Here is a 16,308-nt window from a genome sequence, read left to right as displayed (position 1 = left end):
CACAGTTTACTGCAGCAAATGAGCATTTAAGCTGATTTTTCACGCTGTATTGACGAGCGCAGTAGTTATGCTGGGGTCTCAAGATATAAATGCGCGAACATATTATATACACATAAAAAAGGGCGACTGCTTAGCCGCCCTTTTAACTCTTTATCGCTAGGAAATATTAGTTTCCACCGCCAGTGCCACCTGTACCGCCAGTGCCACCCGTACCTGTAGTTGGAGTAGGCTTCACAGCAATACCACCTGCACCGGTATCACCTGTTAAAGTAAAACCTTTGCCTGTAGCAAATGCCGCCGCTTTAGCAATTAAGTTACTTACAGTGTCCGCATCAATCGCAGTGCCGTTGGCTATCTGCCCTGCCAATAAAACACCTAAGGCCTGAGGAGTTATCGCCTTATCGTCAGCAATTTCAGCCAAACCCGCCAAATAAGCTGCATAAATACCAGATGGCGTATTAGGTACTACTGTATCACCAGCAGTAACAGGAGTAGGTGCTGCTAGAAGATTTGCTGCACCGCCATTCTCAACTAGGCTTGGCGCCAGAATACGACCAATCTCTTCTAGCGACTCAAGCGCGGTTTCAATTGTCTTATCACCAGCAGGCAAGCTGTTATATAACTCTACAGCTAAATCCGTGAATGTTGTAACAGCAACATTGCCACCGACTGAAATAAGTGTAGCCAAATCAGGAACAATAGATCTAATAGTCCCTGTATTAGAAATTAAAGGATCCGTTGGATTCGCCTCATCGAAATAGCTGCCACCGGTACAAGAAATAATTAAGGGGAAATCACTACCTACTGTTTCGATATCAAATGGAACCGTACCGTCAGCTAAGGTCTCCACCGTCAGTTTCGTATCGCCTGCGGCATTTTTCACCACGCAATTAGCATTAGAGAGCGCACCCAAAGCCGCGGTAAGATTGCCATTTGTTACAACCGGGCTGTCAGAGTCTGCTGATTTATCACTACCACAACCAACCATGACACTTGCTGACAATAAACCTGCCACAAGTAACTTACTATTAAACATTTTCATATTAAACTCCATTTCCATTCCGAAGACAGATTATTACCAGCATTAACAGCAAATCGCCGCCCGCCCACTGTGTGGCGTAAGACTAAAAGACCTCACCCTAACATTCAATCGCTCCATCTTGAATATTTTGCCATTAACGCACCTTTGCTAGCAGCAATGACACTACTAGCAGTATTTAGCGCAGTAATAAGTTAATTTCACAACGCCGAAAGTTGGAATTACTAGCAAAACAATATTATCGCAACCGAGCACGCCGACAAAACCCACCTGCAAGTAGCAAATATTAAATGAAACATACAAGGTACAGTAAAAAAAATACACTGCCCCAACCTAGACAACCGTCTCTATAAAAAGTGCCACGTAAATTATCGAGAGTGGATACACTTCGCTTCGTATTTAACGATGCTCACACGACAATAAAGTAGACACACCTTTCGCGCAGATAAAACAACTACCCCAACTTCACACACCGCACGTACCAAACTTGATAAGTGGCTGGCAAAAGGCCACTCTGCCCTCTAAATTGCTCATAGCCGCTAGCCAAGGCTTTGATGCGCGCACGGCTAGTCAAACCATTTGGGCGACCACTATTTACATTATGTGCGCCGATATTCTTTAGCTCTCTCGTCAATTCAGACAACTGCTTGTATTCCATTAACTCAATATGCTCCTGCCACTCGTCGACGCAGAGACCTGTATTCTGAATAGCCGACTGGATTTCAGCTCGTTCTGAAAACTCGTTCACGTGAGCATAGGCATCTACGTGCCGCCACGATTCACGCAACTCATACAAGGTGTCCGGCCCCAGCGTTGCGATAACGGCGGCGCCACCCGGCTTTAATACACGTTCGATTTCGGCGTATACCGCTGGCAAATTTTCACACCATTGCAGAGCAAGGCTGGAAAAGATAAGCCCAACACTATTATCTGCTAAAGGCAGATCTTCGGCATCGCCGCACAGCCAGCCATCGACTGTATCCAGATGATGTTCTTTTGCATAAATAAGCATACCTGGAGCGAGGTCCGCCGCAAGCAACTCCCCCTCCCCCATATATTGTTTTAAAGCTGGCAAACTGTAGCCCGTGCCACACCCCAAATCCATTAATGGCGCATTTTTTATCTCTGGCATCAGGCTTATCAAATGATCTGCAATTCGACGCTGTAGCATAGCGGCGCCGTCATAACTCGCTGCAGCTCGACTAAAAGACCGGCCAATATCTGTTTTATCAAGATAGTGAGGTTTGGCTTCGCAGAGCATTCCTTTCGAGCGAATAAACTCAAACATCAGCGAAACAAACTCATCGGGTGAGGACAAAAAGGGTAAATGACCACAACCCGACATAACTTTGCATTCATGATCGGGGTAATAATTGGCAAACATTGCCGCAGCCCGACTTGGCACAAGTGCATCCTCAGCGCCAAAAACATGTATGGCCGGACACTCTATATTAGATAACGCCGAGCGATTATCCATGTCATGCAAACAATGCAGGCCTTCAACAAGCGCCAAAGCGTTCAATGGTAGTTTTTGATCGCGTAATACAGCTTGCACCGAACTCGCACGCTCTTCGCCATGAAGCTGGAGTAAATTAAAGCGACGTAAACCTTTGACGGAATTTTTTTCAAGCACGTTCTGAAAAGTAGAAAAATCTCCCGCCGGCATTGCCGCCGACCATGCGTCATCTGCAACAAAGATCGCATTACTGGCAATCGTCATTAAAGCGCGCACTCGCTCTGGGTAGCTTGCCGCAATGACCGTAGCTAGCATGCCCCCCAAGGACCAGCCGCAATAGACAGCCGACTCAGGAAGAGTTGGCAAGAGCTGCTCAACTACCAAGACCGGATCACGACGAAACTCACAGGCAGCACTGCGACCAAAACCAGGTAAATCCACTAAAGTTACATGGAAGCGGCGGCGCAATGTTGGCACGAGGCTTCGCCAAATTTCGGAGTCGCTGCCCCAACCATGAAGCAGCACCAACTCAGCAGCGCCACTGGTATATGAGGCAAGGCGTTCACGATAAATTGCCGTCATAATACCTGGGACACCACACGCAGGGCCGTCGGAACCACTTTATCTAGGGCATCAAGCAAACGATCAATATCAGCCTCGGAATGCGCCGCCGACAGGGTAATTCTAAGCCGCGATTGACCTGCAGCTACGGTAGGCGGGCGAATGGCAGACACCAAGATCCCCTCAGTCTCCAAGCCTTTACTGATTGCCATCGCTTGGGATTCTTCACCCACGAGTAATGGCTGAATGGCGGTTTCTGAACTCATCATTGGTAAGGCGAGCGTAGCGGTGCCATCGCGGAAGCGTTTAATCAAGCCTTGCAAATGTTCACGACGCCAAGGCTCACTCTGTAAAATATCTAAACTTGCCAAACTCGCAGCAGCGACGGCTGGTGGCATAGCGGTGGTGTAAATATAAGGCCGGGCAAACTGAATCAAACTCTCAATCAACACATCACTGCCGGCCACAAACGCACCAAAGCTGCCAATCCCCTTGCCTAGTGTGCCCATCAATACCGGCAATTGATCTTGATCTAAATCGAATAGTTCACTGCTACCCGCGCCAGTCACACCAAGCACACCAAAACCATGAGCGTCGTCTGCCATTAGATAGGCATTGTAGCGCTTGGCCAATGCAGCTAATTCAGGCAGCGGCGCGACATCGCCATCCATACTAAAAACCGCATCAACCACAATCAATCTTAATCCCTCAGGCGGCAATTTTTTTAGGCGGCGTTCGAGGTCATGTAAATCATTGTGGTGGAAACGCTGGAATCTTGCCCCGCTCAACAGACCGGCATCGAGTAATGAGGCATGGTTTAAGCGATCTTCAAGAATATGATCACCTTTGCCCATTAGCGCGGTAACGGTACCAAGATTGGCCATATAGCCAGTAGAAAATAATAGGGCGCGATCTCGCCCAGTAATGCCTGCAAGACGTTCTTCTAATTGATGATGCAGGATTGAGTGCCCGCAAACCAAATGCGACGCGCCGCCACCAACACCGTATGTTGCGGCAGCGTTTTGCATAGCAGTAACAAGCTGGGGATGATTGGCTAAACCAAGATAGTCGTTGCTGCAGAACTGCAAATATTCGCGCCCATCAACAGCAATTCTCGCTCCCTGCGCCGAGTCCAGCACGCGGCGGCTTCGATAGCGAGATTGCTCGTGGCGCTCTGCCAGCCTTCGCTGCAGGGCCTCAGTCAACATAATTATCTCAACAGATGATTAAGCTGTGGCGTCATAGAAGAAGCGGTCATTTTGAGCCTGCTCTACCGCGCCTAATAAAACCTCGCTTTGCGTGTCATCGTCATGCTCGACATGGCGCTCTTCAGGCTTTATTCCCAAGCGCCCGAACAATTCCATGTCTTTATTTGCTTTAGGATTTGGCGTGGTCAGCAGCTTTTCACCATAGAAAATGGAGTTAGCACCAGCAAAATAGGCCAGCGCATGCATTTCTTCATTCATAGACTCACGGCCTGCTGACAGGCGAACATGAGACTTCGGCATAATAATCCGCGCAACGGCAATGGTGCGGATAAAATCAAAGGGGTCTAAGTCAGCGACATCAGCCATCGGCGTGCCTTCAACTTTCACCAGCATATTAATCGGCACACTCTCTGGCTGCACAGGCAAATTCGCCAGCTGTATTAATAGACCGGCGCGATCTTTAATCGACTCGCCCATGCCGACAATACCGCCACTACACACTTTAATACCGGCATCACGAACATTACCCAAGGTGCCCAGACGGTCTTGATAGGTACGAGTGGTAATAATCTCGCCATAGAACTCTGGCGAGGTGTCTAGGTTATGGTTGTAATAGTCTAAGCCGGCCTCAGCAAGCTCGGCGGCCTGCTCGCCCGTCAACATACCCAAGGTCATGCAGGTTTCTAATCCCATTTCCTTCACGCCACGGACCATCGCCGTCACATAAGGCATGTCTTTCTTTTTAGGTGAGCGCCATGCTGCCCCCATACAAAAACGAGTCGTACCAGACGCTTTGGCGGCACGCGCCTCAGCCAGTACTTTCTCGACTTCCATCAATTTTTCTTTCTCAAGCCCCGTGTCATAACGATTGCTCTGCGGGCAGTACTTACAATCTTCTGGACAGGCGCCGGTTTTTATCGACAATAAAGTACTAACTTGAACCGCATTGGGGTCAAAATTTGCGCGGTGCACCGTTTGGGCCTGAAACAACAAATCATTAAACGGCTGAGCGAATAAAGCCTGAACCTCTGCACTGGTCCAATCGTTACGAATTGTCGTTAAAGCGGCGTTAGTCATGATAAAGTCCAGCGTAGAGTTTGTGTCATTTCAAAGTGACAATGATAAAGGCTTATCGCAAGCTGTCAACCAGCAAGGATGCTCATGGTTAACAGATTTCATATTCCTGGGATAAAAAACCTTAGCTATCGTCTAATACACGGCCGCTGTATCTTATGCCAAACCCCCAGCAGACGGGACATAGATCTCTGCCACCCCTGCGAAATCGAACTCCCCTGGCTCATTAACCAATGCTCGTGTTGCGCACTACCTCTGCCAATGAATCACATCCAAAATCGCTGCGGACGGTGTTTGCGTAAGCCGCCCGATTTTCACCAATGCATCGCCGCTTTGTGCTACGACTTTCCTGTTGACCGCCTGATTGCCGGCTTCAAACACCAAAAGAAGCTCCATTACGGCGCTGTATTAAGCAAACTCTGGCTAGACCACTGCCGCGATCAGCTGGGAACACTCCCCGACGCACTTATACCAGTACCAATGCACTGGCGGCGACGCCTGCAACGCGGCTTCAATCAATCGATAATACTCGCGAATGATTTTGGCAACGCACTCAATATTCCAGTGCACCATGCCATCAAGCACCCTCGCGCCACTCACTCCCAACAAGGGCTGAGTGCTGCCGCGCGACGCAAGAATCTGCACCACGCCTTTGCCTTTTTGGCGAATGCCGACATCAAAGGCAAGCACCTCGCGGTCATCGACGATGTTGTTACAACAACCGCGACAGCCAATACCATGGCCGCTATACTGGCGCGCAATGGCGCTACACGCATCGATATCTGGTGTCTGGCACGCACACCATAAAGCCACATCACTACTGGAGGAGTGTTCAATGCATAATGTCTACGCCTCCTCAATACAGCGAGTAATAGCGTGAGTCAAAATGACTGGCTCGCTATAGTCTTGACCCTCAAGTTAGCTGGTCTAACTACTGTCATTTTATTAGTTATCGGCACCCCCCTCGCGTGGTGGTTAGCCAATACCCGTGTTCGCTTCAAGCCCATCTTAGAGGCGATCATCGCCCTGCCATTGGTGCTGCCGCCAACGGTTCTTGGCTTTTATCTACTTATCGCCTTTGCGCCAAACTCAGCCGTCGCCCAGTTCTGGCAATATTTAACTGGCGACACTTTAGCCTTTAGTTTCAGTGCACTGGTCATCGCCTCGGTGCTTTATTCACTACCCTTTGTGGTACAGCCCTTACAAAGTGGCTTTCAGCAGCTCTCTAAACCACTAATCGAAACCGCCGCCAGTCTTGGTGCCGGCCCTGCCGACCGTTTTTTTAGCGTTATTTTGCCGCTATGCCGCAGCAATTTTTTAGTCGCCAGCACCCTCGGCTTTGCCCACACCGTCGGTGAATTTGGTGTGGTTTTAATGATTGGCGGCAATATTCCAGGGCAAACTCAGGTACTTTCTATCGCCCTTTATGAGCGCGTAGAATCGCTGCAATACGACACCGCTCACTGGTTGGCCGGTGGTCTTATTGCCTTTTCTTTGCTGGTACTCAGCTTTGTATACCTAGTCAATGGCTATCGCGGGCTCACTTCGCTGCCAAATAATAGCGAAGCGCCTAAATGAGCCTACTGCTATCTCTGCACATGCAACGCGGTGAATTCTGCCTTGATATTGACACCGCACTGCCCTCAACTGGCATCACTGCCATCTGCGGCCCTAGCGGCAGCGGCAAAACCAGCTTGCTCCGCTGTATTGCCGGCCTAGATATTGTTCCCTCCGGCATGGTGCAATTTGCGGGGCACGATTGGCAAACCGAGCGCAACCTACTTAAAACCGAGCAGCGTGGCATCGGTCTCGTTTTTCAAGACGCCCAGCTCTTCCCACATCTTACGGTGATGGGCAATCTCAACTACGCCCGCAAACGCCAATTCAAGAAAGAAGGGCCGTCCAGTGATGAAGTGTGTGACTGGCTGCAAATCACACCATTGCTAAACCGCCGTGTGGACAAACTTTCTGGCGGTGAGCACAAACGCGTTGCCATCGCCCGCGCATTGCTTCGGCACCCACAATTATTGCTAATGGACGAGCCACTTTCCGGTCTACACGACAGTGCCCGAGAGCACATGCTAGACGTGTTACAAACCTTACCCAAGCACCTCGATATTCCGGTTTTGTATGTCAGCCATAGTTTTCATGAAATCAGCCGGCTAGCCGATCACGTTATTTTGATGGATAAAGGCCAGCTCGTTGCAGAAGGTGATCTGATCAGTCTAAGCACCCGTCTCGATCTGCCCCTCAGCCATCAACAAGGCGCTGGCGCAGTTCTTACCGCGAAACTACATGAACACGACATAAATTACGGACTCAGCATCTTAAATGTGGACGCAGACCATAAGCTCACCGTCAACCTCCTTCAGACAGAGCCGGGGCAAGCTTTACGCTTATTCGTGGCTGCGCGGGACGTCAGTATCAGCTTAGATGCGCCACAGCAAAGCAGCATCATGAATATCTTGCCCTGTACTATCGACACTATAGAAACTCATTCACCGAGGCCAACAAACGCGCAACTCACCATTCGCCTACGCCTAAATGAGCAATTTTTACTGGCGCACATCACTCACAAATCCTGCGACCGACTACAACTTCACAAAGGCCAACAGGTCTTTGCGCAGATTAAAACGGTCGCCTTAATCAACGAATACGGACTGGCGCAATGACGACAACTGAACAAACTGATTTCGCCAACCTTAATCCAGACCGCGTCATTGATGCAGTGGAAAGCCTAGGCTATGTGAGCGATCTTAGGGTATTTGCCCTAAACAGCTACGAAAATCGAGTTTATCAATTTGGCCTAGAAGACAAAGAACCCGTGGTGGTGAAATTCTATCGCCCCGAGCGCTGGAGCGACGAGCAAATACTAGAAGAACACCGCTTTACTCAACAACTTGCCGACACCGATATTGCCGTTATTCCACCTTGGCAAAACGACGCTGGTAACAGCCTTTTCCACTTTGAGGGCTACCGATTTTCAATATATCCCCGTCGTGGCGGGCACGCGCCAGCACTAGACGACATGGACAATCTCTTTCAACTCGGCCGTCTTTTTGGCCGTCTACACCTCGTCGGCGCCAGCACCAAATACCAGTTTCGCCCCAAACTAGATGTTGTGAGCTTTGGCGACGACAGCCGCCGCGACATATTAGCTGATGTAATTCCAAGTAGCCTCCGGGAGTCCTACGCCAGTCTCAGCGAAGATCTCCTGCGGCTTGTTAGGCAGCGCTTCGAAGACATCGCCCCGACCTATATCCGCACCCACGGCGACGGTCATGTGGGCAATATACTGTCTCGTAATGACGAAACTTGGCTAGTGGATTTTGACGACAGCCGCATGGCCCCCGCTATTCAAGATGTATGGATGTTTCTGTCCGGCGAGCAAGATAACCAGCAGCGCGCGATAATGGAGCTCATCGAAGGCTACCAAGAATTCTATGAATTCAACCCTCGCGAACTGGGGCTCATTGAAGCCCTACGCAGCTTGCGCATCATGCACCACGCAGCGTGGCTTGCACGGCGCTGGCAAGATCCAGCCTTTCCCAAAGCATTCCCGTGGTTTAATACCGAGCGCTACTGGGGAGAGCATATTTTGCAATTGCGCGAGCAACTCGCGCTTATTCAAGAACCCACCCTACGCATGCCCTATTAGCGCGGCGACAATTGCCAAGATATGATCCATAAGCAGTGTTTACACGTATTACATCAACTGCTATTTTGCGAGCATTATACGTAAAGAGACCTTTGCACGAGCCGGTAGTTTGTTTTCTGGTGAGGAAAAAACGCACGGAAAGAGGGAGTTTATATGCCATAAATGACCGATTGAGTACGTTTTTGCCAAAAGTAGACGCTCTTAGGCGACGCTGCCAGAGGGCAAAATAACTATCGTGCAAAGGTCTCGTAAAGCAATGCCTTAGATTAGCGTGTATATCAACTAGACTCTTTCAATACCCGCTCTTTCCAAGGGCTGGTAGCCTGCTTTTAGTGAATAGGCCGTGATTGAGAATACAAAATAATATCGTGTAAACCTCAACAAGGCTCACACAGCATCAAAGTAAATAATAAGCTGCTCGCACCAGAGCACAGGAGAAAATATGTTCACCATCCGTGTAAACGGTATTGCCCACACTGTCGATGTCAGCGAGGACAAACCGCTATTATGGGTTTTGCGTGAAAACCTAAAACTTACCGGATCAAAATACGGCTGCGGCCAAGCCTTATGCGGAGCCTGTACCGTACATATAGACGGCCAACCCACACGCTCCTGCGTCATGCCTATCAGCGCGGTTGGCGATAAACAGGTTCGCACCATTGAAGATATCGGCAACGAACACATTGGTGGTTTAGTCCAAGCCACATGGCAGGAGCTAAATGTCCCCCAGTGCGGCTACTGCCAATCAGGCCAAATTATGGCGGCGACCGCCTTACTAAAAGATAACTCCTCGCCAAGTGACCAAGATATTGATAAGGCGCTCTCTGGCAACATCTGTCGCTGCGGCACTTACCCCCGAATACGCAAGGCCATTCACAAAATTGCCACTGAACAATTATAAGGGCCGCCGTTATGTCAAAGTTAACAAAACTATCTCGCCGTCATTTCATTCGCGTCAGCGTCATGGCCGGTGGCGGCTTACTGGTCGCCTGTGGCGGTGGATCAAGTTCATCTAAAAACAACAATACCAGCACACCACCCACCGACAACGGTGGCGAGCCGACAAACCCCGCCGAGGCGTTTCAGGTTGGTGAATTTATGCGCATCAGTACCGACAACAAAATCACTATTCTTGTTGGCGCAGCAGAAATTGGCCAAGGTGCGCTGACCGCAATACCCATGATTGTTGCTGAAGAATTAGACGCCGACTGGAGCCAAGTTAGCTCAGAATCCTCCCCTGTTGCCGCGCGTTTTAATAACCCCTATTTTGCAAACCTACTCCAATTCACCGTTGCGAGTTCAGCTACCCGTGGCTACTTTGAGGGACAACGCAGTGTAGGCGCTGCAGTCCGGCAAATGCTGGTGAACGCCGCAGCAAAACGCTGGGAGGTGCCTGCATCATCCCTGCGCACCGAATCCAGCTATGTTATAGATGACATCGGCGGGCGCCGTGCCAGTTACGGAGAGCTATCTAGCGAAGCAGCACAAGAGCGCGTGCCCACAAATCCCAGCTTAAAAAATCCGGCTAACTACAGAATTATTGGCTCTTCGCCACAGCGGCTAGATGCAGCAGATAAAACCGATGGCAGCTTCCAATACGGTATCGATGTTGATATTCCGAATATGCTCACCGCCGTTATTGCACGCCCGCCAAGGTTTAACGGCCAAGCACTAAATGTTGACGACAATGCCGCACTGGCTGTTCCTGGCGTACGCGGTGTCTACACCATACTCGGCGGCGTCGCCGTTGTTGCCGATGATTTTTGGGCCGCCGAAAAAGGTCGCAAGGCACTACAAGTACAATGGAACGAATTACTGGCTGGGCGCACCGATTCTGATACCCAGCGCAATGCCTACAACTTGCGATTAAATCTACCCGGCCTGCCCATTAGAATCGACGGCCTAGTTTTAACCGCCCAGCTATTCGCCAGCGAAACGGTTAGCGCAGACTATTACTTCCCCTTCATGGCGCACGCGGCCATGGAGCCACTAAACGTGGTAGTCGACTACGACGGCAGCAGCGCAGAAATATGGACGGGCACGCAATCCGCTACCTTGGATAAAGTGTTCGCAGGACTCGTGCTCGGTTTATTACCCGATCAAATTAACTTCCACGTAATGCCGTCTGGCGGTGGTTTTGGTCGCCGAGGCAATCCCCTCGCAGATTACGTGCGTGACGCCTGCGCCGTTGCTAAACAAATACGCCAACCCGTCAAGGTTATTTGGACCAGAGAAGACGACATGAAAGGCGGATACTATCGCCCCGCCGCCGCAGTCAGGGTCTCAGCGTCAATCGATAGCGCAAATAATATCACCGCATGGACTCATCGCTCAGTCACTCAAGATGTTACGGCGCTACTTTATGCCGAAAACCTTTTGGACAGTCTCGCAGACTTCACCCTGCCTCCACTAAAAGAGCTGACGGACTTTGAAACCGGCATGCCCTATAAAATCGACAACGTTTTGATGGACGCGCACCTCACGGTCAATCTCAATATGCCGGCCCTGTGGATGCGCTCAGTAAATAAATTCTCTGACGTATTCGCGCAAGAAACGTTTATCGACGAACTCGCCCTCAAGGTGAATAAAAACCCCTACAACTTTCGTCGTGACCTACTCTCTGAAAAACCGCGCCACCGAGCGGTATTAGACGCAGTAGCCGACGCCGCCAACTGGGGATTCCCAGCTAGTGGCAGAAGCCAAGGGATTGCCGTTATGGGCCACTGGAATAGCTTCGTTGCACAAGTCGTAGAAGTCTCTGTGTCAGCTAATCGCGAGCTCACCGTACATCGCGTAGTCAGCGCTGTAGATTGTGGCACCGCTGTAAACCCAGACCTCGTTATCGCACAAGTCGAGTCCGCCGTTATCTTCGCACTTTCCAGTATTTTATTCGGTGAAATCCTGCTCGAAGATGGTGTTGTTCAGCAAAGTAATTTTGACGATTATCCAGTACTTCGCATGTACCAAACCCCCGCTATTGAAACCATTATCGTTAACAGCGGTAACCCCGTGGGCGGAGTAGGTGAGCTGGGTGTTCCCTGCGTAGGACCTGCCCTAGCCAACGCCATATTCGGCGCCATTGGCGAGCGTATTCGCGAACTGCCGCTGACCCGCAGCAATTTCAAAATTGCATAATCAGGGAGTTACCATGACAACAACAATTACACGCACAGCTCGCCTGATGGTCACGCTCACATTTGTGGGGTTTTCCAGTCTGCTTGCCCATAACGCATTCGCACAGTCACCGCTATTCCAGCCGCTTTACGAAGTGTTAACACATCCACGGTGCATGAACTGCCATACCATCACCGACTTCCCACGCCAGGGCGATGAACGCCGCCGTCACGCACAGTTAGTCGTTAGGGGGACAGACAATCACGGTGCACCAACACTGCAATGTTCAGCCTGTCATCAAGACGAAAATGTTGCTGACGACGCCGTCCCCGGCGCACCCCATTGGGGGCTGGCGCCATTAAGCATGGGCTGGGAGGGCTTAAATGCCAGCCAACTTTGCCAGGCGCTAAAAGACAGCAGCAAAAACGGCAATCGCAGTTTGGCAGACTTATTAAAACACATGAGCGAAGACAGCTTAGTACTGTGGGCTTGGACACCCGGTGGCAACCGTAGCACACCACCACTTAGCCAGCCTGCTTTTGTGGAGGCAGTACAGGCGTGGGTTAATGCTGGAGGGCCGTGCTAAGGACGATTAGCAAACCACCTAGGGTAGGTGGTTTGAATTTTGTGGCGAGCGTTACAGTGGCTTGTCTTTCATGTCACGCAGATTGCTAATGACTGACTCTAAGGCCCGATCAAATAATCGGTCGTCATCAATCAGCATGACTTTCTGTTCTGCCAGCGCTGCTTGCAGCTCTTCTTTATTAAGCTCGGCAACCTTAATTCCAGAGCGATTGACGAAAATATATTTGCCTATACCGTTAATCACCGCCGCAAGACGGCATCTTAACATCCGCCCATCTTCCTGACGAAAATCAACCCAGTTACCCACCCGCAACGTTTGAATACCGCTGCTTTCTAGCTCAGGCTGCGAATCCTCACCCTGTAGCCGCGACGTCAAAGGCACAGAATGTATCTCTGATTCAGACCATTCGCCGTCGTCACCGAGGCTTTCTGCCAAAGATGCGTCCAAACTAGCAAGCTCGGCACCTGCGTCTAACTTTGTAGGCTCCAAACTAACGGCATCATCAGTCACCGCACTAACGGGAGTGGCCAAATCTGTATGACGAGATTCTACTTTAGTGTCGGTTAAGGAATCTGTAGACGACGCCAAGCTCGCTTCTTGCTCATTGTCGCTCTTGGGATCCAGTGCTTGCACCCGCACAGCCGTCTCTTTGCGGCTAAGTTTTGCTAAATGCAAACGCTCTAATTGTTCAAACCAACGATCAGTTTCAAAGGAGTTTAATGAGACCCGCGTAAAGCCTAAGCGGAGGGTTTCAACCAACATCGGCAATGCGGCAATCAACTCGTTTCTATGCCCCAACTCATCTGATGGAAGTACACTCCAAAGCAAACGTTCGATCAAGCCGGCGTCTTCAGTAAAACGCTCACTGTCTTTTCCATGCTGGATGTAGCTTAAGAACAGCACTTTACTCCAGCCTAACTGCAACATTTTCGTGACCACCGGAGGGCAATCAACGCCGCCCAGCTTGCTTTCTAAAATAGCGGCAATATACATCCGCGCATTTTCAGCCGCAGCCTTGCCGTCTTCGGCATCTACCGTTCTACGCGCTACTAGCTCTGCTCGACGCTTGGCCTTTTCATTGAAGTCCGAAAAATCTTCATAAGCATCGATAAACACTTGGGTATCGACGCCAAAGTCCCGCAGGATACGCATAACCACTTCTTCGGTCTTTTTGTACAGCGGATCTCGGTCTACGCCTGCCACCGGTGACCAGCCAATACCAGCACTCACCAAGGCACTCAATAATTTACGTGCGGGATGTTCGTCGTGACCAAAAAAGCCCTTGTCGAGCATCGCCATTTTCAAGACTGGAATTTGTAAACGTGCGATAAGCCCTTTTAAGGACTCAGCCAATCCATCGCCGTCTAAAATAAATTGGAACAAGGCACCAACAAAGTTGATGGTGTCTTGATCGCGCTGATAAGAAAGCGCTGAAACGTCAGTATTCGCCACTAAATTCACTTGCTGTAAGCGCGCGACTAATTTGTGCGCCATAGCGTTGAAGTCAGTACCGCCGTCTCCACCCATAGAGACTTTCACGTTAAATTGAGCAAATTGTTCGTTCTGCATTTCCTGCAATGCCACCATAAACGATGGCTTAGACAGCGCCGTTTTGGGTGCACCGCCATCCTGAGTTGCATTGCTAAGCAGATTTTCTAAAGCGTCAAATAGATGGCTAACTAACTCCGTAGACTGCCTGTGATCTAAATTTTGCTGCTGTTCTTGAGGCGAAGACAACTCGACAGAACTTTCGGTTTTTGAATACGATTTTGTTGATTTTTTCTCGAGCTTTTGTAACGGCAAGCCCTGAGCATCAAGTACGGGAATGAGTAGCTGATAAAGATCTGTATATTCAGCGATAACTGTCGTATCAAAAAGCTTATAGAGAATCAGCTTTGCTTTTATGTCGATATTTAACGATTCGCACGCAAGACCTAAGGCCGCGGCAATTTTCGCTGGCCCCATCGGCAATTCTTTTGCGGCCACCACAGGACCACTAACCACATGCTGCCAAGCAGTACACAAAATCCAAATTTCATGAAGAAAACGCCGCTCAGCCTTATTCGCCATACCTTCGAGCGCAACCAGCTCTTCAAGCGCCTCTGATTCCAGCAATTTTAGCTTGGCTTGCCCCCGCTCTAACGACGAGCTGGCATGTTTAGACCCAGTACTAGCAAAGTTATTGATAAACGTTTCAGAAAAACGCTTTTCAATACTCTCGCGATGAACTCTAATCTCTCGCATGGCATCAAAATACACATGCTGCTCTCGAGCATTACTTGCCTCATCAGCCAATTCAAACAAGGCATCGTCGGCCTCATCGAGAAATACCGTCATGCGTCCCTGTAAAAACCCGCATGCCTTGTCACGAATCGCGCGCAATGCATCAGGTAACGAAACGGCAGACACGTCCAGCTCACGCCGCGCGTTCAATTCCACTACCTTAGAGGGCTTATCAGTCATAACTACCTATTGTTTTTTCCAATTGTTTCAAAGACAAAGCATTTAATTATTAACTAGGCGAGCATAACTTATCGCAAGTTGCAGCAAACGCCAAGCATCATATAGTTATACTTTAAAAAGTCTCTCCGAAACCATTGCTAAAACTACTTACGTCCCACTTTATAACCACACAAAAGGCGCACATTTCCATATGTGCTGGTAGAATATCGAACTACTATATTTTTCGACTCATTCGCTTGGAAAATCACCATGCAATTTTCAGACGCCTTGCAGCGTGACATCACAGAGACCGTGCGTTTCGCACTTGCTGAAGACATTGGTAGCGGCGACATTACCGCCCAACTTATTCCTGCAGATCACACTGCGACTGCACGCATTATTACCCGTGAAAATGCCGTCATTTGTGGGGTAAACTGGGTCAATGAAGTTTTTCAACAAATTGATAACTCAATCACAGTTACATGGCATATTGCCGACGGTGACTATGTAACAGCCAACAGCGTGTTGTTTGAACTGTCGGGCCCCGCCCGTGCACTACTCACCGGCGAACGCACCGCTCTCAATTTCCTGCAACTGCTTTCAGGCACGGCAACCATCTGCAAACACTATTCAGATTTAGTTACCCATACCAACGTTCGCCTACTCGACACCCGTAAAACAATACCAGGGCTACGGACCGCGCAAAAATACGCTGTCACCTGCGGCGGTTGTCACAATCATCGAATTGGTTTGTATGATGCCTTTCTCATTAAAGAAAATCACATCGCTGCCTGCGGTGGCATCGCTGCTGCCATTATTGCGGCGCGCGATATTGCGCCGCTCAAACCAGTTGAAGTAGAAGTAGAGAACCTAGCGGAGCTCAATATCGCACTGGAGGGCAATGCCGATATTATTATGCTCGACAATTTCAGTCTTGAAGATATGCGTGAAGGTGTTGCCCTTACCGCTGGCCGTGCAAAGCTTGAAGCCTCAGGCAATGTCAGCACACAAACTATAGCGGCCATAGCGGAAACGGGCGTAGACTTTATTTCGATTGGCGCCTTAACCAAACACGCGCAAGCCGTCGATTTATCTATGCGTTTTATCTAAGCCAAATCGTAGTTACACCACCGATGCTGGAAATAAGCTAATTTTTAGCACATACAATAT

Annotated in this window: 13 protein-coding genes; 8 read left to right on the top strand and 5 right to left on the bottom strand. The window is 49.7% G+C overall.

Annotation, left to right across the window (positions count from 1 at the left end):
* Positions 1-166 precede the first annotated feature (166 nt).
* From GVJ32_RS06855 to bioB, 4 genes are all read right to left on the bottom strand, one after another.
* The gene (locus tag GVJ32_RS06855) at positions 167-1,042 is read right to left on the bottom strand and encodes a hypothetical protein (protein ID WP_159239285.1); all 876 of its coding nucleotides are present in this window, start codon (positions 1,040-1,042) and stop codon (positions 167-169) included.
* 451 nt (positions 1,043-1,493) lie between these two features.
* On the bottom strand, positions 1,494-3,077 hold the full coding sequence (bioC, locus tag GVJ32_RS06850) for a malonyl-ACP O-methyltransferase BioC (protein WP_159239284.1): 1,584 nt from the start codon (positions 3,075-3,077) through the stop codon (positions 1,494-1,496).
* A complete protein-coding gene (gene bioF, locus GVJ32_RS06845) occupies positions 3,074-4,264 on the bottom strand; it encodes an 8-amino-7-oxononanoate synthase (RefSeq protein ID WP_159239283.1) in 1,191 nt (396 codons plus the stop codon). The genes bioC and bioF overlap by 4 nt, the downstream gene beginning before the upstream one ends.
* An 18-nt stretch (positions 4,265-4,282) precedes the next feature.
* Positions 4,283-5,341, bottom strand: a complete 1,059-nt coding sequence (gene bioB / locus GVJ32_RS06840; protein WP_159239282.1) for a biotin synthase BioB — start codon at positions 5,339-5,341, stop codon at positions 4,283-4,285.
* A 291-nt stretch (positions 5,342-5,632) separates the two neighbouring features.
* Here bioB and GVJ32_RS06835 point away from each other — a divergent pair, with 291 nt between their 5' ends.
* From GVJ32_RS06835 to GVJ32_RS06805, 7 genes are all read left to right on the top strand, one after another.
* On the top strand, positions 5,633-6,145 hold the full coding sequence (locus tag GVJ32_RS06835) for a ComF family protein (protein ID WP_159239281.1): 513 nt from the start codon (positions 5,633-5,635) through the stop codon (positions 6,143-6,145).
* A gap of 69 nt (positions 6,146-6,214) precedes the next feature.
* Positions 6,215-6,916 carry a molybdate ABC transporter permease subunit gene (gene modB / locus GVJ32_RS06830; protein ID WP_159239280.1) on the top strand — a complete coding sequence of 234 codons (702 nt, stop codon included), beginning with the start codon at positions 6,215-6,217 and terminating at the stop codon, positions 6,914-6,916.
* On the top strand, positions 6,913-8,010 hold the full coding sequence (modC, locus tag GVJ32_RS06825) for a molybdenum ABC transporter ATP-binding protein (protein ID WP_159239279.1): 1,098 nt from the start codon (positions 6,913-6,915) through the stop codon (positions 8,008-8,010). The genes modB and modC overlap by 4 nt, the downstream gene beginning before the upstream one ends.
* Complete coding sequence (locus GVJ32_RS06820; RefSeq protein ID WP_159239278.1) at positions 8,007-8,996, top strand: serine/threonine protein kinase; 990 nt, start codon at positions 8,007-8,009, stop codon at positions 8,994-8,996. Before modC ends, GVJ32_RS06820 begins: the two co-directional genes overlap by 4 nt.
* A gap of 442 nt (positions 8,997-9,438) precedes the next feature.
* On the top strand, positions 9,439-9,897 hold the full coding sequence (locus GVJ32_RS06815; RefSeq protein ID WP_103686023.1) for a (2Fe-2S)-binding protein: 459 nt from the start codon (positions 9,439-9,441) through the stop codon (positions 9,895-9,897).
* A gap of 11 nt (positions 9,898-9,908) precedes the next feature.
* Positions 9,909-12,131 (top strand): xanthine dehydrogenase family protein molybdopterin-binding subunit, encoded by a 2,223-nt coding sequence (locus GVJ32_RS06810; RefSeq protein ID WP_159239277.1) that lies wholly within the window; start codon positions 9,909-9,911, stop codon positions 12,129-12,131.
* A gap of 13 nt (positions 12,132-12,144) precedes the next feature.
* The gene (locus tag GVJ32_RS06805; RefSeq protein WP_159239276.1) at positions 12,145-12,696 is read left to right on the top strand and encodes a hypothetical protein; all 552 of its coding nucleotides are present in this window, start codon (positions 12,145-12,147) and stop codon (positions 12,694-12,696) included.
* 51 nt (positions 12,697-12,747) lie between these two features.
* Here GVJ32_RS06805 and GVJ32_RS06800 read toward each other — a convergent pair whose 3' ends face one another.
* Positions 12,748-15,159, bottom strand: a complete 2,412-nt coding sequence (locus GVJ32_RS06800) for a DUF1631 domain-containing protein (RefSeq protein WP_159239275.1) — start codon at positions 15,157-15,159, stop codon at positions 12,748-12,750.
* A gap of 249 nt (positions 15,160-15,408) precedes the next feature.
* Here GVJ32_RS06800 and nadC point away from each other — a divergent pair, with 249 nt between their 5' ends.
* Positions 15,409-16,248, top strand: a complete 840-nt coding sequence (gene nadC, locus GVJ32_RS06795; protein WP_159239274.1) for a carboxylating nicotinate-nucleotide diphosphorylase — start codon at positions 15,409-15,411, stop codon at positions 16,246-16,248.
* The last annotated feature ends 60 nt before the right edge of the window (positions 16,249-16,308 follow it).

It is taken from the genome of Zhongshania aliphaticivorans (assembly GCF_902705855.1).
Taxonomy (GTDB): Bacteria; Pseudomonadota; Gammaproteobacteria; order Pseudomonadales; family Spongiibacteraceae; genus Spongiibacter; species Spongiibacter aliphaticivorans_B.
This window is presented reverse-complemented; position numbering and strand designations above follow the sequence as displayed.